Source organism: Pseudomonas sp. Root329, from assembly GCF_001424925.1.
In the GTDB taxonomy this organism is placed as follows: Bacteria; Pseudomonadota; Gammaproteobacteria; order Pseudomonadales; family Pseudomonadaceae; genus Aquipseudomonas; species Aquipseudomonas arabinosi.
This window is the reverse complement of record NZ_LMCV01000034.1, coordinates 355039-374981: the sequence shown is the minus strand read 5'-3', so window position 1 is coordinate 374981 and position 19943 is coordinate 355039. Positions and strand designations below refer to the sequence as shown.

15 protein-coding genes and 3 tRNA genes are annotated in these 19943 nt (G+C 60.4%); 2 read left to right on the top strand and 16 right to left on the bottom strand.

Features of this window, described 5'->3' with window-relative positions; translation table 11 throughout:
• Positions 1-174: 174 nt before the first annotated feature.
• The 9 genes from ASC74_RS23370 to leuC form a co-directional block, all read right to left on the bottom strand.
• Complete coding sequence (locus ASC74_RS23370; protein ID WP_056744403.1) at positions 175-795, bottom strand: phosphoribosylanthranilate isomerase; 621 nt, start codon at positions 793-795, stop codon at positions 175-177.
• A 63-nt stretch (positions 796-858) separates the two neighbouring features.
• Positions 859-1683 carry a tRNA pseudouridine(38-40) synthase TruA gene (gene truA, locus ASC74_RS23365; RefSeq protein WP_046047735.1) on the bottom strand — a complete coding sequence of 275 codons (825 nt, stop codon included), beginning with the start codon at positions 1681-1683 and terminating at the stop codon, positions 859-861.
• A 314-nt stretch (positions 1684-1997) separates the two neighbouring features.
• On the bottom strand, positions 1998-4841 hold the full coding sequence (locus tag ASC74_RS23360; RefSeq protein ID WP_056744401.1) for a FimV/HubP family polar landmark protein: 2844 nt from the start codon (positions 4839-4841) through the stop codon (positions 1998-2000).
• Between the two features lie 207 nt (positions 4842-5048).
• The gene (locus tag ASC74_RS23355; RefSeq protein ID WP_056744399.1) at positions 5049-6059 is read right to left on the bottom strand and encodes an aspartate-semialdehyde dehydrogenase; all 1011 of its coding nucleotides are present in this window, start codon (positions 6057-6059) and stop codon (positions 5049-5051) included.
• A 227-nt stretch (positions 6060-6286) separates the two neighbouring features.
• Positions 6287-7399 carry an aspartate-semialdehyde dehydrogenase gene (gene asd, locus ASC74_RS23350; protein ID WP_033061853.1) on the bottom strand — a complete coding sequence of 371 codons (1113 nt, stop codon included), beginning with the start codon at positions 7397-7399 and terminating at the stop codon, positions 6287-6289.
• Positions 7400-7468: 69 nt separating this feature from the next.
• Positions 7469-8551 (bottom strand): 3-isopropylmalate dehydrogenase, encoded by a 1083-nt coding sequence (gene leuB, locus ASC74_RS23345; RefSeq protein WP_056744397.1) that lies wholly within the window; start codon positions 8549-8551, stop codon positions 7469-7471.
• Between the two features lie 72 nt (positions 8552-8623).
• Entirely contained in the window at positions 8624-9391 is a 768-nt protein-coding gene (locus tag ASC74_RS23340; RefSeq protein ID WP_056744395.1) for a class I SAM-dependent methyltransferase, read from the bottom strand.
• A gap of 153 nt (positions 9392-9544) precedes the next feature.
• Positions 9545-10189, bottom strand: a complete 645-nt coding sequence (gene leuD, locus ASC74_RS23335) for a 3-isopropylmalate dehydratase small subunit (RefSeq protein WP_056744392.1) — start codon at positions 10187-10189, stop codon at positions 9545-9547.
• 10 nt (positions 10190-10199) lie between these two features.
• Positions 10200-11618: a 3-isopropylmalate dehydratase large subunit gene (gene leuC, locus ASC74_RS23330; protein ID WP_008151269.1), complete on the bottom strand. Its 1419-nt coding sequence runs from the start codon at positions 11616-11618 to the stop codon at positions 10200-10202.
• Positions 11619-11764: 146 nt separating this feature from the next.
• Between leuC and ASC74_RS23325 the strand changes: the two genes are divergently transcribed.
• Both ASC74_RS23325 and ASC74_RS23320 read left to right on the top strand, forming a co-directional pair.
• Positions 11765-12655: a LysR family transcriptional regulator gene (locus tag ASC74_RS23325; RefSeq protein ID WP_008151271.1), complete on the top strand. Its 891-nt coding sequence runs from the start codon at positions 11765-11767 to the stop codon at positions 12653-12655.
• Between the two features lie 65 nt (positions 12656-12720).
• Complete coding sequence (locus tag ASC74_RS23320; RefSeq protein WP_056744390.1) at positions 12721-15999, top strand: EAL domain-containing protein; 3279 nt, start codon at positions 12721-12723, stop codon at positions 15997-15999.
• Between the two features lie 307 nt (positions 16000-16306).
• Here the strand turns inward: ASC74_RS23320 and ASC74_RS23315 are convergent, their stop codons facing one another.
• The 7 genes from ASC74_RS23315 to ASC74_RS23285 form a co-directional block, all read right to left on the bottom strand.
• Entirely contained in the window at positions 16307-17266 is a 960-nt protein-coding gene (locus ASC74_RS23315; protein WP_046054225.1) for a tRNA dihydrouridine synthase, read from the bottom strand.
• A gap of 166 nt (positions 17267-17432) precedes the next feature.
• On the bottom strand, positions 17433-17882 hold the full coding sequence (locus ASC74_RS23310) for an acyl-CoA thioesterase (protein WP_056744388.1): 450 nt from the start codon (positions 17880-17882) through the stop codon (positions 17433-17435).
• 48 nt (positions 17883-17930) lie between these two features.
• Positions 17931-18764 carry an alpha/beta fold hydrolase gene (locus ASC74_RS23305; RefSeq protein ID WP_056744386.1) on the bottom strand — a complete coding sequence of 278 codons (834 nt, stop codon included), beginning with the start codon at positions 18762-18764 and terminating at the stop codon, positions 17931-17933.
• Between the two features lie 31 nt (positions 18765-18795).
• The gene (locus tag ASC74_RS23300) at positions 18796-19335 is read right to left on the bottom strand and encodes a TetR/AcrR family transcriptional regulator (RefSeq protein WP_008151286.1); all 540 of its coding nucleotides are present in this window, start codon (positions 19333-19335) and stop codon (positions 18796-18798) included.
• 183 nt (positions 19336-19518) lie between these two features.
• Positions 19519-19594 (bottom strand) — tRNA-Glu (locus ASC74_RS23295).
• A gap of 80 nt (positions 19595-19674) precedes the next feature.
• A tRNA-Ala gene (locus ASC74_RS23290) sits at positions 19675-19750 on the bottom strand.
• Positions 19751-19803: 53 nt separating this feature from the next.
• A tRNA-Glu gene (locus ASC74_RS23285) sits at positions 19804-19879 on the bottom strand.
• Positions 19880-19943 lie beyond the last annotated feature (64 nt).

The following is a 19943-nucleotide window of genomic DNA, read 5'->3' as shown; positions in this document are numbered from 1 at the left end:
TCTCCAGTACCGGCGGCCCGAACGCTCTGGTTCGCAGCCCCGCGTATGCCCTTGAGCTAAATTCATGTGTGTGGCGATGATCGATGGGTTGCCGGATCAGCTAAACGTGACCTGCGTACACCCCAAAAACCCTCAGCCATGCCTGTGGACGGCGGCAGTGTGCCAGCCGTCACATCAGCTACTGCGTACCGCTTTAATGAATGCCTGAATCTTTGCGTGATCCTTGATGCCCTTGCTCGCCTCCACCCCACCGCTGACGTCCACGGCATAAGGCCGAACCCTTGTAATCGCCTCGGCGACGTTGTCCGGCGTCAAGCCACCCGCCAGGATGATCGGTTTGCTCAAGCCTTGCGGTATCAGAGACCAGTCAAACGCTTCACCGGTTCCACCGGGTACACCTTCAACGTAGGCGTCGAGCAGGATACCGCTGGCACTTGGAAACGCATCGCACGCAGCCGCGATATCGTCACCGGCCTTGACCCGCAGCGCCTTGATGTACGGACGATTCCATTCTTCGCACTCGGCTGCGGTTTCGTCGCCATGGAACTGCAACAGGTCCAGCGGCACGGCGTCGAGGATTTCTCCCAACTCGCAGCGGCTGGCGTTGACGAACAACCCTACGGTGGTCACGAACGGCGGCAACGCCTTGATGATCGAGCGCGCCTGCTGAAACGTCACGGCCCGTGGGCTTTTGGCGTAGAACACAAATCCGATCGCATCAGCCCCGGCCTCAACCGCCGCCAACGCATCTTCTATGCGGGTAATCCCACAAATCTTGCTGCGAACGGCCGACATGTCGATAGAACCCCAAGGTAAATCCGAGAAAGTCCCGGATGGTAACAAAAGCGTTCGAGGGCGTCAGCCGTCAAGTTCCGAGAAACCGGTCAGGAAGTGCGGCCCGATGTAACGCTCGGGCAATTCGAACTCGTCGCGGTACTCGACCTGCACCAGGTACAGGCCGTACGGATGCGCCGTCACCCCGCCGGAACGGCGAATTCGGCTCTCAAGCACCTCTTTCATCCACTCCACCGGGCGCTCGCCGGCACCGATGGTCATCAGCACGCCAGCAATGTTGCGCACCATGTGGTGCAGGAAAGCGCTGGCGCGGATGTCCAGCACGATCATCTTGCCGTGGCGCGTGACGCGCAGGTGATGCAGTTCCTTGATCGGCGACTTGGCCTGACACTGACCAGCACGGAAAGCGCTGAAGTCGTGAGTGCCGACCAGGTACTGCGCCGCCTCGGCCATGCGCTCGACGTCCAGCGGACGGTGGTTCCAGGTAATTTCTTCGTTCAGGTGCGCCGGGCGGATCTGATCGTTGTAGATCACGTAGCGATAGCGCCGGGCAATCGCCTTGAACCGCGCATGAAAATGCGCCGGCATGACCTTGGCCCAGCTGACACTGACGTCGTGAGGCAAATTGATATTGGCGCCCATGACCCAGGCTTTCATCGAACGCTCGACCTGAGTATCGAAATGCACCACCTGACCGCACGCATGCACGCCCGCATCCGTACGCCCGGCGCAGAGCAGCGACACCGGTGAGTCGGCGACTTTGGACAAGGCCTTTTCGAGGGTTTCCTGCACGGTGAGTACGCCGGAGGCCTGGCGCTGCCAGCCGCGATAGCGTGAGCCTTTGTATTCAACGCCCAACGCGATCCGGAAAAAGCCGTCGGCCACCATTTCGGCGGCCGGATTATCTATATTTGCCAAGGAGTGACAGCCTGCTGATGTACGCAAAGGCGGGCATTATAAGGCTGTCAGGCAGGGACGCCAGAGCTGTGTGTTTTTTGGGGCCTGCGGGGTCGGGAATTATGTTGAATGTGCCGACCTCTTCGCGAGCAGGCTCGCTCCCACAGGGGTTTTGTGAATACCAGAGACTCAATGTGGGAGCGAGCCTGCTCGCGAAGACGGCCCGACAGACACCAACGCGCTACCGGCTGAAACAAAAACGGCAGCCTCAATGGCTGCCGTTTTGTTTACGCCTTACCGATCAATCAAGCCAGACGCGAAAGCATTTCCTTGGCTTCGCTCTTCTGACCTGCATCACCCTCGGTCACCACCTCATTGAGGATGTCCCGGGCGCCGTCGGCGTCGCCCATGTCGATGTAGGCCTGGGCCAGATCGAGTTTGGTCGCGACTTCGTCAGTGCCGGATAGGAAATCGAATTCCGGCTCGTCAGCTGCGGAGGCCATGGCGTCTTCCGCCGTGAAGCTCGGCTCGCCAAGACTCTGGGACAGACGATCCAGTTCGGCGTTGACGTCATCCAGTTCGGCTGCAAACGCGTCCGGAGCGTCTGGCGCGTCCATTTCGTCAGCCAGCGACAGGTCGAAATCGGCTGGCAGCTCCAGATCGTCCAGCGCCACCTCGGGAACAGCCGGCGCTTCAGCGGTAGGTAAATCCAGGTCCTTGACGCCTTCATCCAGACTCAACAGGAAATCGTCTTCGGCCAGGGTCGCTGGCGAGACATCCCCACCAAGATCCATATCCAGGTCGAAGTCCGACAGGTCATCGAGGTTTTCCCTGATGTCGGTCTGCTGCTGCAACACCGATTCGAAGCTCAGATCGTCGTCCAGCGGGAACTCGTCCAGCTCAGCCGCAGACACTGGCTCTGCTTCTGGTACTGGTTCTGGTGTAACCACTGCCGGAGAGGCAGCTTCCAGATCATCCAGGCTTAAATCGAAAGCACTGTCGAGGTCATCGGACTTTGCCTCTGCTTCTGGTTCTGGTGCAACCACCGCCGGAGAGGCAGCTTCCAGATCATCCAGGCTCAAATCAAAGGCACTGTCGAAGTCATCGGGCGCTGCCTCTGCTTCTGGTTCTGGTGCAACCACTGCCGGAGTGGCAGATTCCAGATCATCCAGGCTCAAATCGAAGGCACTTTCGAAGTCATCGGGCACTGCCGGTGCCGGCGCTTCAGGCTCGTCCAGCAGCAGGTCCTTGACGTATTGCGCATCCAGTTCGGCAGCGATCGCAGCGGCTGCGATACCACCGGCTGCGGCAATGACCATGGTTGGGAAGCGGCTCTTGAGTTTTTCGACCTGAGCAAAGTTGTCACCGTTGGCCACCAATTGGCGCTCCTGGGCAACGAATGCATCGCGGTCGCCTTGCTGACCGTAGACTTCCATCAGCTTGAGGCGCAGGTCACTGCGTTGCGGCTCTTGCTTGATCCCGTCTTCCAGCAAGGCAGCCGCCTGATTCAGACGACCGGCAGCGATGTGCGACTGAGCCTTGCTCAGTACGTCGTCGTCGCGCTCGCCAGCAGGCGATACCAGTGGCGCGGCGATCGGCGGCGTTACCACAACCGGAGCAATTACCGGCGCCGGGGCTGGTGCAGGCGGTGGCGTTGGGGTTGGCGCGGTAGCGAGCTTCACGCTTGGCGGCGGCACTTCCAGGTCATCGAAGATGCCTTTTGGCAGGTCGAGTTCAGCGGAGAACGCCTGCTCCTCGGCCAAGTCACGGGCCATGCGCAAATGCTTCTCGGCTTCTTGCTGGGCTTTGCGGCGACGCGCCAGCAACAACAGCAGGAACAGCGCCACTACTGCCCCGCCACCTGCCAGACCCAGTAGCCAAGGATTGGTCAGCAGTTCTCTGAATTGCTGATCGTCGGATGCTGCCGGCGTCGGCTCAACTGGCTTCTCGGCCGGAGCTGGAGTGGCCTCGGGCGCAGCAGCCTCAGGTGCAGCCGGAGCCGCGTCCGCAGGCGTTGTTGCCGCCGGGTTAGCCGCCAGTTCGGCTGACATGGCCGGAGCGGTCGCACCGGGTGCCGGCGCATCCGCCGCGCCTTCAGCCTGCAACTTGGCCAGTTGATTGTTCTTCAGCTCGATCAGGCGTTGCAGCTTGTCCATCTGACTTTGCAGATCGGTCACGCGGCTTTTCAGTTCAGCGTTGTCACGACGGCTCGTGTCGAGGCTTTCCTTGGTCACGGCCAGCTTGTTGCTCAAGTTCTTGGCGTCACCCGCAGCGCCTTTGCCACCGGCCTTGCCGGACTCGGCAGAAACCAGGCTCAGCTTGTCTGTCGCCGTTTGCGACGAAGGGCCTTCGCCGCGAGCGCGCTTGGTGGCATCGAGCTGCTGCTGTCCGGCCCCGGGCTTCGCCACGTAACGACGACCCTGACGCCACGCGGTGTTCTGCGCGGAGACTACAGCAATGGCTTTCGGTTGCGGCAGGCTGGTGCTCTGCGCCTGATCCGGCAGACGCAGCACCTGACCGGCTTTCAATCGGTTGATGTTGCCGTCGATAAAGGCATCCGGGTTCAACGCCTGGATGGCCAGCATGGTTTGCTGGACCGAGCCACCATTGCGCGCCTTCTCAGCGATTTCCCACAGGGTATCGCGCGGCGCGGTGGTGTATTGGGTTGGTTTGGTGCCACCGGTCACCGGTGCGGTGACGGTTTGCGTCGGTGCAGGCTGCGCAGCCGCATCAGCGGTTTGCGGCGAGAATTTGGACGGATCGAGCAGCACGCTGTAATCGCGCAGCAGGCGACCGTTGGGCCACATCACCTGGACCAGGAATTTCACCATCGGTTCGGAGAGTGGTTTGCTGGATGTCACACGCAGGATGCTTTTACCGCTAGCGTTGAGCACCGGAGTAAAGGTCAGGTCATTGAGAAACGCCTGGCGGTCGACACCGGCCTTGGCGAAATCTTCGGGCGAAGCCAGGCTCGGCACCAATTCGGCAGCGGTGAGGTCCTTGACGTCGAGCAACTCGATTTCCGCCACCAAGGGCTGGTTCAGCGTCGACTTCAGGGTCAATTCCCCAAGCCCGAGGGCATGCGCCATACCGGAGGACAGCGCCGAGGCGGCCGCTATTGCTAACACCAGTTTGCGAACTTGAACCATAGCCTCATCCTTTGTTTGAACATTCCTCGGCCAGCGAGAAGGTGTTGATAGTCGCTGCCGTAAGGCATTGCGCGCGGCGGCGAAGAGTCGTCGCGCGCGATCATTTCATTCATGCCACGCAAAGCCCCGGAGGGAGCCCGCCTTCAGCAGTCCGGCCAAGCATAGCGCCCGGCTGGATTCATTCGACAAATTGTTGCCAAGTATCTTTTACAGCAGGTCTTTTATCAACAATTCAGCCACCTGCACAGCATTGAGCGCGGCACCTTTGCGTACGTTATCTGACGTCAGCCACAAATTAAGTTCCGACAGGTCGTCGATCCCGCTGCGAACCCGACCAACGTAGACCAGGTCCTGCCCTACCGCATCGCCTACCGGTGTCGGGTAATCGCCGGCTTCCACCAGTTCTATTCCGGGCGCGTCTTCCAGGGCGGCGTTGACTTTTGCCAGGTCGATGTCGCTCGATGACTGCAAGGTCACGTTAAAGCTATCGCCAAAAAACACCGGGGCTTGAATGCAAGTGACGGAAATCTTTAATAAAGGCAGCGCCATGACCTGACGCAGCTCGCGTACCAGGCGTTTTTCCAGCAGCGTGTGACCCTGCTCATCAGGCTTGCCCACTTGCGCCAGCAGGTTGAAGGCCATCTGCCGATCGAAGAAGGTCGGCTCCAGCGGACGCACATTGAGCAGCTCGGCCGTTTGCCGTGCCAGCTCGGTGACGGCTTCGCGGCCCTGGGCAGACACGGCCAGACTGGCGGTCAAATTGATGCGTTGCAGGTCGAGCAAACCGAGCAACGGCGCGAGCACTACCGCCAGTGTGGTGGCCGAAGGGCTTGGACTGCTGACCTGGAACGGCTTTTTCAAACCGACCAGCACCTGCGCGTTGGCTTCAGGCACGACGTGTGGCGCCTGATCAGCCGACAAGGCGCCGGACAAGTCGATCAGCGAGCAACCGGCGGCCGTGGCACGCGAAGCGAAACTCAGGGTTACCGCCGGGCCGGCCGCGAAGAACACCAGCTGGACTTTACTGAAGTCGAACTCATCGACCTCCCGCACCCGCACGTTCTTGCCGCGAAACGGCACCGAATGCCCGGCCGATTCGCTGCTGGCGAGCAGGTGCAGATTGCCGACAGGGAAGTCGCGTTCTTCGAGAATCTGCACGAGCGTTTCGCCGACAGTACCGGTGGCGCCGATCACGGCAATATCAAAGGACTGGCTCATGGTTCTACCTCTGGCGAAACGGGGGGAGCGGCACTTTACCGGGTGGTTGGCAGTTCGGCAATTTAGAGCAAAAGATCGCAGCCTTCGGCAGCTCCTACAAAATCGGGTTTGCACGCGACCAATGTAGGAGCTGCCGAAGGCTGCGATCTTTTTGCAGGCGACGAACATACCAAAAGAAAAAACCCGCACCTCTTTCAAGGCACGGGTTCGTTCATTGCTTCAATCGATCAACGCTCAAGCAGGATCCGCAGCATGCGACGCAGCGGTTCAGCCGCGCCCCACAGCAGTTGGTCGCCGACGGTGAACGCGCCGACGTACTGCGTGCCCATGTTCAGCTTGCGCAGACGGCCAACCGGTACGTTCAGGGTGCCGGTGACTTTCGTCGGGCTCAGTTCCTGAATGCTGGCTTCGCGGCTGTTCGGCACCAGTTTGACCCAAGGGTTGTGCTGGCTGATCAGCCCTTCGATGTCGGCGATCGGCACATCTTTGTTCAGTTTGATGGTCAGCGCCTGGCTGTGGCAGCGCATGGCACCGATACGCACGCAGATGCCATCGACCGGGATCGGGCTCTTGAAGCGACCGAGGATCTTGTTGGTCTCGGCCTGGGCTTTCCACTCTTCGCGGCTCTGACCGTTCGGCAGTTCCTTGTCGATCCACGGGATCAGGCTGCCGGCCAGCGGTACGCCAAAGTTTTCGGTCGGGTAAGCGTCGCTGCGCATGGCTTCGGCCACACGGCGATCGATGTCGAGGATCGCGCTGGCCGGGTCGGCCAGTTGATCGGCGACAGCGGCGTGGGTCGCGCCCATTTGCTTGATCAGTTCGCGCATGTTCTGCGCACCGGCACCGGAGGCCGCCTGATAAGTCATGGCGCTCATCCACTCGACCAGACCGGCCTCAAAAAGACCGCCCAGGCCCATCAGCATCAGGCTGACGGTGCAGTTGCCGCCGATGTAGTTCTTGGTGCCCGCGTCGAGCTGCTGGTCGATGACCTTGCGGTTCACCGGGTCCAGCACGATCACCGCGTCATCCTGCATGCGCAGACTGGAAGCAGCGTCGATCCAGTAACCCTGCCAGCCGGCTTCGCGCAGTTTCGGGAAAACTTCGCTGGTGTAGTCGCCACCCTGGCAGGTCAGAATCACGTCGAGGGTTTTCAGCTCATCAATGCTGTAAGCGTCCTTGAGCGGAGCAATGTCCTTGCCCACGGACGGGCCTTGGCCACCGACATTGGAAGTGGTGAAAAACACCGGCTCAATAAGATCGAAATCCTGCTCTTCCAGCATCCGCTGCATGAGCACGGAACCGACCATACCGCGCCAACCGATCAGACCTACACGTTTCATCGCAACTACACCTTCTTTAAAAAGTGGGCCGCTGCTTTCAAGAGTGAAAGTTGCAGCGGGCCCGAGAGATTACAGATTCCGCAGCGCGGCGACTACTGCGTCGCCCATTTCCTGCGTACCGACTTTAGTGCAACCGGCCGACCAGATGTCGCCAGTGCGCAGGCCTTGGTCCAATACCAGACTGACGGCCTTCTCGATCGCATCGGCCGCATCCTGCAGATTGAAGCTGTAACGCAGCATCATCGACACCGACAAAATGGTCGCCAACGGGTTGGCAATGCCTTTGCCAGCGATGTCCGGCGCCGAACCGTGGCACGGCTCGTACATGCCTTTGTTGTTGGTATCCAACGACGCCGACGGCAGCATGCCGATGGAACCGGTGAGCATCGACGCTTGGTCGGAAAGAATGTCGCCGAACAGGTTGTCGGTGACGATCACGTCGAATTGCTTCGGTGCACGCACCAGCTGCATGGCGGCGTTGTCGACGTACATGTGGCTCAGTTCGACTTCAGGGTAATCCTTGGCCACTTGTTCGACGATTTCACGCCACAGTTGGCTGGAGGCCAGTACGTTGGCCTTGTCCACCGAACACAGCTTCTTGCCGCGCACCATGGCCATGTCGAAACCGACACGGGCGATACGGCGGATTTCGCTTTCGCTGTACGGCAGGGTGTCGTAAGCCTGACGCTCGCCGTTTTCCAGGGTGCGGGTACCGCGTGGTGCGCCGAAGTAGATACCGCCGGTCAGTTCACGGACGATCAGGATGTCCAGGCCAGCAACGATTTCAGGCTTCAGGCTCGAAGCCTCGGCCAATTGCGGGTACAGGATCGCCGGACGCAGGTTGCCGAACAGGCCCAGTTGCGCACGGATTTTCAGCAGGCCGCGCTCAGGGCGAATGTCACGCTCGATGGTGTCCCATTTCGGGCCGCCCACGGCGCCGAGCAGTACAGCGTCGGCCGCGCGTGCACGGTCCAGGGTTTCGTCAGCCAGCGGCACGCCGTGTTTGTCGATGGCAGCGCCACCGATCACGTCATGGCTCAGCTCGAAGCCCAGGCTGTACTTGGTGTTGGCCAGTTCCAGCACCTTGACCGCTTCGGCCATGATTTCCGGGCCAATACCGTCGCCTGGGAGAATCAGAATCTGCTTGCTCATGCTTTCCTCATGTCATCAGTCGGTGCGCCCGTGGGTCACGGGCTAGCCGGGAAAAATTCTATCGCTCAGCGCTTATCGTTCAGCCATCAGCACCAGCACGTCGGTACTGAACGAACCATCAGCCTCAATCTCAAAATATTCGCGTACTTCATTGCCCATCGATTGCTGCAACTCGAGGATTGCCGCGCGCATCACCTCTGGCGTGCGCATGCGCTCGACCCAGGAGGTGTACTCCAGTCGCAGCCGTTGACGGGTGGTGCTACGGGTATGCAACCCCGCTTCGCTGACCTGACGCAACCACTCGCCGGCGGAATAATCGCGCACATGGCTGGTGTCGCGCAGCACTTCGACGCTTTGCAGGTAAGTGTCGAACAACGAACTGCCCGGTGACAACACGTCGATGAACGCCGCCACGCCGCCCGGCTTCAGCACCCGGCGAACCTCTCGCAGGGCCAGGCCAAGATCGCTCCAATGGTGCGCCGAATAACGGCTGAAGACGAAATCGAACTCACCGTCGGCAAACGGCAGGCGCTCGGCGGCGCCCAGCACGGTAGACACGTTGGTCAGACCGCGATCGACGGCGGCACCGGCCACCACGTCGAGCATCTGCTGCGACAGGTCGTAGGCCACCACTTCTTTCACCAGTGAGGCCACGTGAAAACTCACGTGACCGGCGCCGCAGCCCAGGTCCAGCACACGGGCATCGCCCTGCCCTGCCAGTTCAGCCTGTAGCAACGCAAATTCGGTGCCCTGAGCGTGTACGGCGCTGCTCAGATAGGCTGAGGCTTGTTCACCGAATTGCTTTTGTACGACTTGGCTGTGCTGGGCGTTGCTGGTCATGGGACTTCCTTTTTGGGGTGAGTCTTGTGGTGTCTGGGCTGCCGCCTTCGCGAGCAGGCTCGCTCCCACATTGGATTTGCGTTGTTCACAGACCCTGTGGGAGCGGGCTTGCTCGCGAAGAGGCCGGCCCTGCCTACCGAAATGCCGGATCAATCAAACGTCGCGAAACAACCACGGCTGGCTAGCACGGTGTTTGGCTTCAAACGCCGCGATCGCCTCATGGTCCTGCAAGGTCAGGCCGATGTCGTCCAGACCGTTGACCAGGCAATGCTTGCGAAACTCGTCAAGTTCAAAGTTGTAGACCTTGCCGTCAGGCCGGGTCACGGTCTGGGCTTGCAGATCAACCGTCAACTCATAGCCAGGATTCGCCTCGACCTGCTGGAACAATTCATCCACTTCAGCGTCGGTCAAGATGATCGGCAGCAAGCCGTTCTTGAAGCTGTTGTTGTAGAAGATGTCGGCGTAGCTCGGTGCGATGATGCTGCGAAAACCGTACTCTTCCAGCGCCCACGGCGCGTGTTCACGGCTGGAGCCGCAACCGAAGTTCTCGCGGGCCAGCAGCACGCTGGCGCCTTGATAACGCTCGGCGTTGAGCACGAAGTCCTTGTTCAGCGGACGCTTGGAGTTGTCCTGGTAGGCGTAGCCCACGTCCAGGTAACGCCATTCGTCGAACAGGTTCGGACCAAAACCGGTGCGCTTGATCGACTTCAAGAACTGCTTCGGAATGATCTGGTCGGTGTCGACGTTGGCACGGTCCAATGGCGCGACCAAACCGGTGTGTTGGGTAAAAGCTCTCATGTGCGGTTCCTCAGATCAGTTCGCGAACGTCGATGAAACGACCGTGGACGGCAGCCGCCGCGGCCATGGCCGGGCTGACCAGGTGCGTACGGCCACCGGCGCCCTGACGCCCTTCGAAGTTGCGGTTGGAGGTCGAGGCGCAATGCTCGCCCGACTCCAAACGGTCCGGGTTCATCGCCAGGCACATCGAGCAACCCGGTTCACGCCACTCGAAACCGGCCTCGAGGAAAATCTTGTCCAGGCCTTCGGCCTCGGCTTGCGCCTTCACCAGGCCCGAGCCCGGCACCACGATGGCTTGCTTGATGGTCGAAGCGACTTTACGGCCCTTGGCGATCACCGCCGCAGCGCGCAAGTCTTCGATCCGCGAGTTGGTGCAGGAACCAATGAAGACGCGGTCCAGTTGAATGTCGGTGATCGCCTGATTGGCGCTCAAACCCATGTATTTCAAGGCGCGTTCGATGGAACCGCGTTTGACCAGGTCCATTTCCTTCGCCGGGTCCGGCACGTTCTGATCAACCGCCAGGACCATCTCGGGCGAAGTGCCCCAGCTGACTTGCGGCTTGATCTGAGTGGCGTCGAGCTCGACGACGGTGTCGAACACCGCATCGGCGTCGGACACCAGGTCTTTCCAGGCTTCGACCGCCATGTCCCATTCCGCGCCTTTCGGAGCAAATGGACGACCCTTGACGTAAGCCACGGTTTTTTCGTCAGCAGCCACCAGGCCAACACGGGCGCCGGCTTCGATGGACATGTTGCAGATGGTCATGCGGCCTTCGACGGACAAGTCGCGAATGGCGCTGCCGGCGAACTCGATGGCATGGCCGTTACCGCCGGCGGTGCCGATCTTGCCGATGACGGCGAGCACGATGTCCTTGGCGGTCACGCCGAACGGCAACTTGCCCTCGACCGACACCAGCATGTTTTTCATTTTCTTCGCCACCAGGCACTGCGTGGCGAACACGTGCTCGACCTCGGAAGTCCCGATGCCGTGGGCCAATGCGCCAAACGCGCCGTGAGTCGAAGTGTGCGAATCGCCGCAGACCACGGTCATGCCCGGCAAGGTGGCACCCTGCTCCGGACCGATCACGTGAACGATGCCCTGACGCACGTCATTCATTTTGAATTCGGTGATGCCATATTCGTCGCAGTAGTCATCGAGGGTCTGAACCTGCAAACGCGAGACCTGGTCGGTAATCGCTTCGATGCCGCCCTTGCGATCCGGAGTGGTCGGTACGTTGTGGTCCGGGGTGGCGATGATCGAGTCGACGCGCCAAGGCTTGCGCCCGGCCAGTCGCAGGCCTTCGAAAGCTTGGGGCGAAGTCACTTCATGGATGATGTGGCGGTCGATATAGATCAGCGACGACCCATCGTCGCGCCGTTTCACTTCATGGGAATCCCAAAGCTTGTCGTAAAGCGTTTTGCCGGCCATCAGACGGTCCTCATCAGCGTGTTTCTATGCCCTGGATCTTGAGAGATTCAATAACCCCTTGGCTTGTGAGGTCGATCCTAGGGGGTTACATTAAATAACTCAAATTCATATTTTTCATGCTTTGGATAACCAACTGGAATACCGCAATGGACCTCGCCAACCTCAATGCATTTATCGCGATTGCCGAGACCGGGAGCTTCTCCGGCGCAGGCGAACGGCTGCACCTGACGCAACCGGCCATCAGCAAGCGCATTGCCGGACTGGAGCAGCAATTGAAGGTGCGCCTGTTCGATCGACTGGGCCGTGAAGTCAGCCTGACCGAGGCCGGACGCGCCTTGCTGCCGCGGGCCTATCAGATTCTGAATGTGCTGGACGACACCCGCCGCGCCCTGACCAATCTGACCGGCGAAGTGACCGGTCGCCTGACCCTGGCCACCAGTCACCACATCGGCCTGCACCGCTTACCCCCCTTATTAAGGGAGTTCACCCGACGTTACCCGCAAGTGGCGCTGGATATTCAGTTCCTCGATTCGGAAGTGGCCTACGAAGAAATCCTCCATGGCCGCGCCGAACTGGCGGTCATTACCCTGGCGCCGGAGCCCCACGCACTGGTCAAGGCCACGCCGGTGTGGGACGACCCGCTGGACTTCGTGGTCGCGCCGGAGCACTCACTGATCAGTCACGGCCCGGTCAGCCTGGCGGACATTGCCCTGCACCCGGCGGTTTTCCCCGGTGGCAACACCTTTACTCACCACATCGTCCGGCGTCTGTTCGAAGCTCAAGGCCTGACGCCGAACATCGCCATGAGCACGAATTATCTGGAAACCATCAAGATGATGGTCTCGATCGGCCTGGCCTGGAGCGTGTTGCCGCGCACTATGCTTGATGATCAGGTTGCGCGAATACCTTTACCAGGCATACAACTCACTCGCCAGCTAGGCTATATCCTGCACACAGAAAGGACGCTGTCGAATGCGGCGCGAGCCTTCATGGCCTTGCTGGATGCACAAATCGATCTGCCAGGGACTCTCGGCTAAGCTGTGCTACGTCTATAGAGCCTCGAGTCACTGAACCTGACACCCCACTCAGCCAAGGCTTGCCAATGCCGAAATCTGTTGACCGTATTCCGACGATGCCGCGTATACAGGCGCTTGACCCAAAACGGTCCGAGCAGAGCTGGGAAAGCGCCCCACAATTACTGGCCGCCCTCAACGGTGCACGTTTGGGCGCCTGGTATTGGGACATCGAGCGTGGGCAGATCAGTTGGTCGCGGGGTACCCAGGCGCTGTTCGGCTTCGATCCCCGGCAACCGCTGCCGGAGGATCTGGAATACCTCGACTTGCTGCCGCCAGAGGATCGGGCGAAAACCATTCGCGCCTTCGACGCGGTGATCGCCGGCGCCCCGCTGGAACAGGCGATGCATCACCGCATCCGCTGGCCCGACGGCAGCCTGCACTGGCTGGAGATCAACGGCAGCCTGCTGCCGGACAAACACGGCCGACCACGCATGATTGGCGTCATCCGTGAAATCACCCACCAGCGCCAGCGCGAACAGGCGTTGAGCAGCTCGGAAAAGCGCTTCGCCACGCTGTTCCACCTGTGTCCGAACATGGTGCTGCTGACTCGCCAGGAAGACGGCCTGATCAGCGAAGCCAACCAGTATTTCGAAAGCCTGTTTGGCTGGCCGGTACAGAACGCTATTGGTCGCACTACTCTGGAACTGGGCCTCTGGGTGCATCCGGAGCAACGGGCGCAACTCGTCACAGCCACCAAGGCCAAGGGCGAACTGGTCAGCATGGAGGTGCAATTTCGTGCCAGCAACGGCCAGATCCACGACGGCATCCTCAGCGCGCAAAAAGTCGAGCTCGAAGGTCAGCCTTATCTGCTGAGTACGTTCCTTGACACCACCGAACGCAAAGCCGCCGAACATGCCCTGAAAGACAGCCAGGAGCGCCTCGACCTGGCGCTGGATTCAGCGCAACTCGGCACCTGGGACTGGCACATTCCCAGTGGCATGCTGTACGGCTCGGCACGCGCCGCCCAGTTGCATGGGCTGGACCCCATACCTTTCCATGAATCCTTCGACGATTTTTTCGAAGGCGTGCCCGGCGAAGAGCGCGACACCATGCGCGACGCCTATCGCAGCCTGCGAGAAGGCCCTGCCGGCAATTATCAACTGACCTACCGCGTGCAACTGCCGGACGGTAGCTCGCGCTTCCTGGAAAGCCGCGCCCGACTCTATCGCGATGAAAACGGTGTCCCGCTGCGCATGGCCGGTACCCTGCTCGACATCACCGATCAGGTAGAGCGGGAGCAACTGCTGGTAGCGTCCGAAGAGAAGTTCGCCACCCTGTTCCAGGTCAGTCCGGACCCGATTTGCGTGACCCGTCAGGACACCGGCCAATTTATCGAGATCAACTCCAGCTTCACCCAGACCTTCGGCTGGAGCGCCGTCGACGTGATTGGCCGCAGCGCCGACGAAATCGGTCTATGGGACGCATCGGCGCAAAGCCTGCGACGCATCGAGCAGGTCATCCGTGAACAGGGTCTGAACAACGTGGCGATCCTCGTTCAGCACAAAGACGGGCAAGCCCTGACCTGCGTGATTTCCAGCCGCCAGATCAGCGTCGGCGAGCAGCCATGCATCGTCACCACCCTGCGCGATATCACTCAGCAACAACGCTCGGAAGCCGCGCTCAAGGCCAGCGAAGAGAAGTTCGCCAAGGCGTTCCACTCAAGCCCCGATGCGATCACCATCACCGAGCGCGACACCGGGCGTTATCTGGAGGTTAACGATGGCTTCTGCCGCCTGACCGGCTACCGCGCCGAAGAAGTGGTCGGTCGCACGGTGTATCAGGTCGGCATCTGGGCCGAGGAAAAACAACGTTCGGCGCTGCTCGCCGAACTCCAGATCAAGGGTCGGGTGCACCACCAGGAAATGCTCGGGCGCAATAAACGCGGCGAGTTGCTGACCGTCGAAGTCTCGGTAGAACCGATCACCCTCAACGAAACCGCCTGCCTGCTGCTGACCGCGCGGGACGTCAGCCTGCTGAAAAACGCCGAAGCGCAGATCCGTCACCTGGCCTACCACGACCCGCTGACCAACCTGCCCAACCGCGCCCTGCTGATGGATCGCCTGAGTCAGCAGATTGCCCTGCTCAAGCGCCACAACCTGCGCGGCGCCCTGATGTTTCTCGACCTTGATCACTTCAAGCACATCAATGATTCGCTCGGTCATCCGGTGGGCGATACCGTGCTGAAAATCATCACCGCGCGCCTCGAAGCCAGCGTGCGCATGGAAGACACCGTCGCGCGTTTGGGCGGTGACGAATTCGTGGTGCTGCTCAGCGGGCTCGAAGGCTCGCGCAACGACGTCAGCGAGCAAGTCCTGCAACTGGCGGACACCTTGCGTGAACTGCTGTCGGAGCCGATGTTCCTCGACGGACAACGCCTGCAAGTAACCCCGAGCATCGGCATCGCGCTGATTCCCGATCACGGCTCGACCCCGATCGACCTGCTCAAACGCGCCGACATCGCCCTCTACCGGGCCAAGGATTCGGGCCGCAACACCGCGCAGATGTACCACAACACCATGCAGAAGGCGGCAAGCGAACGCTTGCGCATGGAAACCGACCTGCGCCTGGCCCTTTCCCGGGGTGAGTTCCGCGTGCACTACCAGCCTCAGGTGGACGCCCGGAACGACCGCATCGTCGGTGCCGAGGCGCTGGTGCGCTGGAACCATCCGGACCTCGGCGCGCAATCGCCCACCGAGTTCATCAAGGTACTGGAGGACAGCGGACTGATTCTGGAAGTGGGTACCTGGATCGTCGACGAAGCCTGCAGCGCCTTCAAACAACTGATTGCCAAGGGCCTGATCGATCCGCTGGACTTCAGCCTGTGCGTGAACATCAGCCCGCGGCAATTTCGTCAGAATGACTTTGTCGAACGCATCGAACACAGCCTCGCCAGCCACGGCCTGCCCTGCTCGCTGCTGAAACTGGAAATCACCGAAGGCATCGTGATCCAGAACCTGGAAGACACCATCAACAAAATGCGTAGCCTGAAAAAACTCGGCATGAGTTTTGCCATGGACGACTTCGGCACCGGTTATTCCTCGCTGACCTACCTCAAGCGTCTGCCGGTCGACACCCTGAAAATCGACCAATCGTTCATCCGCGACGCCACCACCGACCCCAACGACGCCGAGATCATCCGCGCCATCGTTGCCATGGCCCGCAGCCTGGAATTGAAAGTGATTGCCGAAGGGGTAGAGACTCCGGAGCAGCTGGAATTCTTGCAGGGGCTGGGCTGCCATTTCTATCAGGGGTATTTGCACAGTCCGCCGCTGCCGGTGGAGGACTTCCAAAAGCTCCTCAAATAACGCCGAAGCGCATGAAACTCTTGTAGCAGCTGCCGAGCAGCGCGAGGCTGCGTCCGGCTGCGAAGCAGTCGTAAAACCTGCAAGCGAGTTTTAACTGAAACACCGCGTCGTCTGAACCCACGACTGCTTCGCAGCCGGACGCAGCCTCGCGCTGCTCGGCAGCTGCTACGGAACGCGCGTTAAGTTCGAGATGACGGTGTCTAGTCCTGAAATAGGTTTACACCTGTTTCACCCGCAACAGGTCGATGCTCAACAAACCGTTGCTCAGGGCGGCTTCGCTTTTCAAGAGATTATTTACAGATTTTTTTCAGGCTGCTTCAGACACCTGAAGACCCAGTAAACGCGAGACCTGATCCAGCTCTGTCTCGCGACGCAGCACGGTGAACAGCTCGACCGCTTCGGGATAATTGCGGGTCAGCATCGCCAGCCACTGCTTCAAGCGACCCGGCGATTGGCGTGGTGTCATTTGCGCCTTGGCTTGCAGCCAGAAGTCCTGAATCAATGGCAGCAGCTCGGCCCAGGTCATCTCGACGACGTCCTCACCGGCCCGCGCCATTGCGATTTGCCGTGCCAGGTCCGGGCGCGACACCAGGCCGCGACCGAGCATGATGTCCTCGACACCGCTGATTTCGCGGCAACGACGCCAGTCTTCGACGCTCCAGATGTCGCCATTGGCGAACACCGGCACCTTGACCACATCCTGCACCCGGGGGATCCACTCCCAGTGGGCTGGCGGCTTGTAGCCGTCAGTTTTGGTCCGCGCGTGAACCACGATATGCGCCGCGCCACCTTCGGCCAGGGCCGTGGCACACACCAGCGCACCGTCGGGGCTGTCGAAACCGAGGCGCATCTTGGCAGTCACCGGAATGTGCGCCGGAACGGCGCGACGGACATGTTCGACGATCTGGTTCAGCAGTTCAGGTTCTTTAAGCAGGACGGCGCCGCCACGGGACTTGTTCACAGTCTTGGCCGGGCAGCCGAAGTTCAGGTCGATGACCTCGGAACCCAGTTCGCAGGCCAACGCGGCGTTTTCCGCCAGGCATACCGGATCGGAACCGAGCAGCTGCACCCGCAGCGGCACGCCGGATGCGGTACGGGCGCCGGTCAGCAGCTCCGGGCCGAACTTGTGGTAATAGGCAGGCGTAAGCAGTTGATCGTTGATCCGAATGAACTCGGTCACGCACCAATCGATACCGCCCACACGGGTCAGCACGTCCCGCAGGATGTTGTCGACCAACCCCTCCATGGGCGCCAAAGCAATTTGCATGAAAAACACACTCAACGAAAAACGTGCGGCAGTTTACTGGATTGTGCGGAAAATCTGCAGAACATCGCAGATCAACTGTGGGAGCGGGCTTGCTCGCGAAAGCGGTGTGTCAGTCACATCAATGTTGGATGTGCCGCCGCCTTCGCGAGCAAGCCCGCTCCCACATTTAGATTTTGGTCGTATCCAACATCTGCAACGCCGGGCCATAGCCCTCGATGAACTCCGCTGGCATGCGCTTGGGCTTGCCGGTCGACAGTTCGATGCAAACGAAGGTGGTTTGGGCCCGCAGCAACGTGGTGTTGTCGCTGGGGCGCTTCAACTGGAAGTGTCGGGTCATTTTCAGACGCTGGTCCCAATCGACGATCCAGGTCGCCAATTGCAACTCATCGCCTTCATAGGCGGCTGCCAGGTAATCGATCTCGTGCCGCACCACCGCCATCGCCCGATCCAGCCGACGATACTCGACCAGATCCAGGCCAAGCCGCTGGGAGTGGCGCCAGGCACAGCGTTCGAGCCAGGTCACGTACACCGCGTTGTTCGCGTGCCCCAACCCATCGATATCCTCTGCGCCGACTTCCAGATCAATGATAAATGGCGTTGCCCGATCCCAGCCCATGCCCCACTCCCGGTCAGAAAATTTTCACCGGGGCAGTGTAACGGATGCTCAGGCCGATTGGCGCGATTGCAGACTGCGACCGGCCAGCAACGAGAGAACGCCTTCGATCACCCGAGGGTCAGCCAGCACCCGTTGATGACCACCCGTTTCCAGGCGCAGTAAACGGCTGTCGAACCAGGCCTCGTTGATCAGCTGCGATTCCTTGACCGGAACGTAGCAGTCATCTTCGGCGTGAACGATCAGGCCGGGCATGTCGAGTTGATAGTGCGCGACATCCAGCGCCGCAGCGCGCATGCCGACGTCTCTTTCGACCTGACGAATGAACGCCGAGCGGGCTTTCGGTGGCAGCCGCACATAGCGTGCGAAACCGCGCAACACGCCGAGAATCCGCGCCGGGGCAGCGATAGTGACCAGGGTTTCGGTACGCAAGCCCAACTGAACGGCGAGCATGGCACTGGCGCCGCCCATGGAGTGGCCGATGACGGCTTGCAGCGGCGGCAACTCGGCAGCGGCTTCAAGCATGGCCCGGGCAAACAGCACGACGTTCGCTTCGTTGCCCGGCGAACGACCGTGGGCCGGACCGTCCAGCGCAACCACGGTGTAACCGGCATCGACCAACGCGGTGATGAGGCTGGCAAACTGCGTCGGCCGGCCTTCCCAACCGTGCATCAGCAACACCGCGGGGCCTTGCCCCCAACGCAGCGCCGAGAGGCCGAAGCGCAGGGTGATTCGCTCGGACTTCGCCAGCAGCGGCAATTCCCAATCACGCGGCGGCAGTTCCCGCGGCGTCATGAATGCCAGTCGCATTTTGCTCGCGACCAGTTTCGGTGCGAACCAGCCCAAGGTGCCATTAACGCTACGAACCCACTTCAACGTGCTCATCGCTCTCACTCCTCAGGCTAATGCTTTTAGGTCAAAGCACCGCAGACTTGGCGGCGCGCAGCAATCGATCGGACAATTCTCCTGGCCCCAACGCGCGAGCCAAAGCCAAACCACCGACCATCAAGGCCATGTCGGCCAAGGCTTTGTCGGTGTCTTCCGGGCTGGCCGCCAACTGCGCGACCATCATTTCCACATGTTCATTCAACGCCACGCGAAACGCGTCCGGCAGGCGACCCAGCTCACCGACCGAAGCCGGAATCGGGCACGCCGAATCAGAGGAATCACGGTGTTTGCGTGACAGATAAAACGCAGCAACCAACGCGCGACGCTCTTCGCCGGTCAATTCGGCATCCATGTCGGCGATCAAGCCACGGCGATGACCGAGCAGCTGCTTGAACGCTTCCAGCATCATCGCGTCCTTGCTTTCGAAGTGCGCGTAGAAGCCGCCGACGGTCAGGCCGGCCGCGCCCATCACTTCGCCCACGCTCGGTTCGGCCGGGCCGCGCTGAATCAGCGCTGCGCTGGCAGCCTTGAGGATGCGTTCGCGGGTTTGAGCTTTTTTATCGTTCATCGTTGCCTCCGAATATTACGACTAGAATATTATTCTCATAATAATTTTACGCAAGTCGTGGATGTGACCGCTGGTCTGAAGAACAGTTTGAAAGAATTAGGGGATTTGGCCAAACGCCAGACAAACAAAAGGGCCATTCAATAATTGAATGACCCTTATAAAATCCCGCAGAGCGGGTAATCGTGGCGTCCCCTAGGGGACTCGAACCCCTGTTACCGCCGTGAAAGGGCGGTGTCCTAGGCCACTAGACGAAGGGGACGCAAAACCTTCTATACAACTGATCAGTGCTGAGAGCTGATCGATTCAAGGCCGGTGTGGCCAGACCTTGAACTGTAAAATTGGTGGAGCTTAGCGGGATCGAACCGCTGACCTCCTGCATGCCATGCAGGCGCTCTCCCAGCTGAGCTAAAGCCCCGGATTTTTCGCCTCGCGGCGGAGCGACATCTTGCAACATCGCTTCTGTAAAACTGGCGTCCCCTAGGGGACTCGAACCCCTGTTACCGCCGTGAAAGGGCGGTGTCCTAGGCCACTAGACGAAGGGGACGCAAACCCTTCTATACAACAGATCACCGCTGAGTGGTGATCGCTTCAAAGCCGGTGTGGCCAGA

What these genes read in the sequence shown, in the direction of transcription:
- truA (WP_046047735.1), bottom strand. Translation starts at nt 1,683, where the DNA reads ATGGTGGCCGACGGCTTTTTCCGGATCGCGTTGGGCGTTGAATACAAA.
- ASC74_RS23320 (WP_056744390.1), top strand. Translation starts at nt 12,721, where the DNA reads ATGCCGAAATCTGTTGACCGTATTCCGACGATGCCGCGTATACAGGCG.
- ASC74_RS23300 (WP_008151286.1), bottom strand. Translation starts at nt 19,335, where the DNA reads ATGAACGATAAAAAAGCTCAAACCCGCGAACGCATCCTCAAGGCTGCC.
- ASC74_RS23370 (WP_056744403.1), bottom strand. Translation starts at nt 795, where the DNA reads ATGTCGGCCGTTCGCAGCAAGATTTGTGGGATTACCCGCATAGAAGAT.
- asd (WP_033061853.1), bottom strand. Translation starts at nt 7,399, where the DNA reads ATGAAACGTGTAGGTCTGATCGGTTGGCGCGGTATGGTCGGTTCCGTG.
- ASC74_RS23325 (WP_008151271.1), top strand. Translation starts at nt 11,765, where the DNA reads ATGGACCTCGCCAACCTCAATGCATTTATCGCGATTGCCGAGACCGGG.
- ASC74_RS23305 (WP_056744386.1), bottom strand. Translation starts at nt 18,764, where the DNA reads ATGAGCACGTTGAAGTGGGTTCGTAGCGTTAATGGCACCTTGGGCTGG.
- ASC74_RS23315 (WP_046054225.1), bottom strand. Translation starts at nt 17,266, where the DNA reads ATGCAAATTGCTTTGGCGCCCATGGAGGGGTTGGTCGACAACATCCTG.
- ASC74_RS23310 (WP_056744388.1), bottom strand. Translation starts at nt 17,882, where the DNA reads ATGGGCTGGGATCGGGCAACGCCATTTATCATTGATCTGGAAGTCGGC.
- ASC74_RS23355 (WP_056744399.1), bottom strand. Translation starts at nt 6,059, where the DNA reads ATGAGCCAGTCCTTTGATATTGCCGTGATCGGCGCCACCGGTACTGTC.
- leuB (WP_056744397.1), bottom strand. Translation starts at nt 8,551, where the DNA reads ATGAGCAAGCAGATTCTGATTCTCCCAGGCGACGGTATTGGCCCGGAA.
- ASC74_RS23340 (WP_056744395.1), bottom strand. Translation starts at nt 9,391, where the DNA reads ATGACCAGCAACGCCCAGCACAGCCAAGTCGTACAAAAGCAATTCGGT.
- leuD (WP_056744392.1), bottom strand. Translation starts at nt 10,189, where the DNA reads ATGAGAGCTTTTACCCAACACACCGGTTTGGTCGCGCCATTGGACCGT.
- leuC (WP_008151269.1), bottom strand. Translation starts at nt 11,618, where the DNA reads ATGGCCGGCAAAACGCTTTACGACAAGCTTTGGGATTCCCATGAAGTG.
- ASC74_RS23360 (WP_056744401.1), bottom strand. Translation starts at nt 4,841, where the DNA reads ATGGTTCAAGTTCGCAAACTGGTGTTAGCAATAGCGGCCGCCTCGGCG.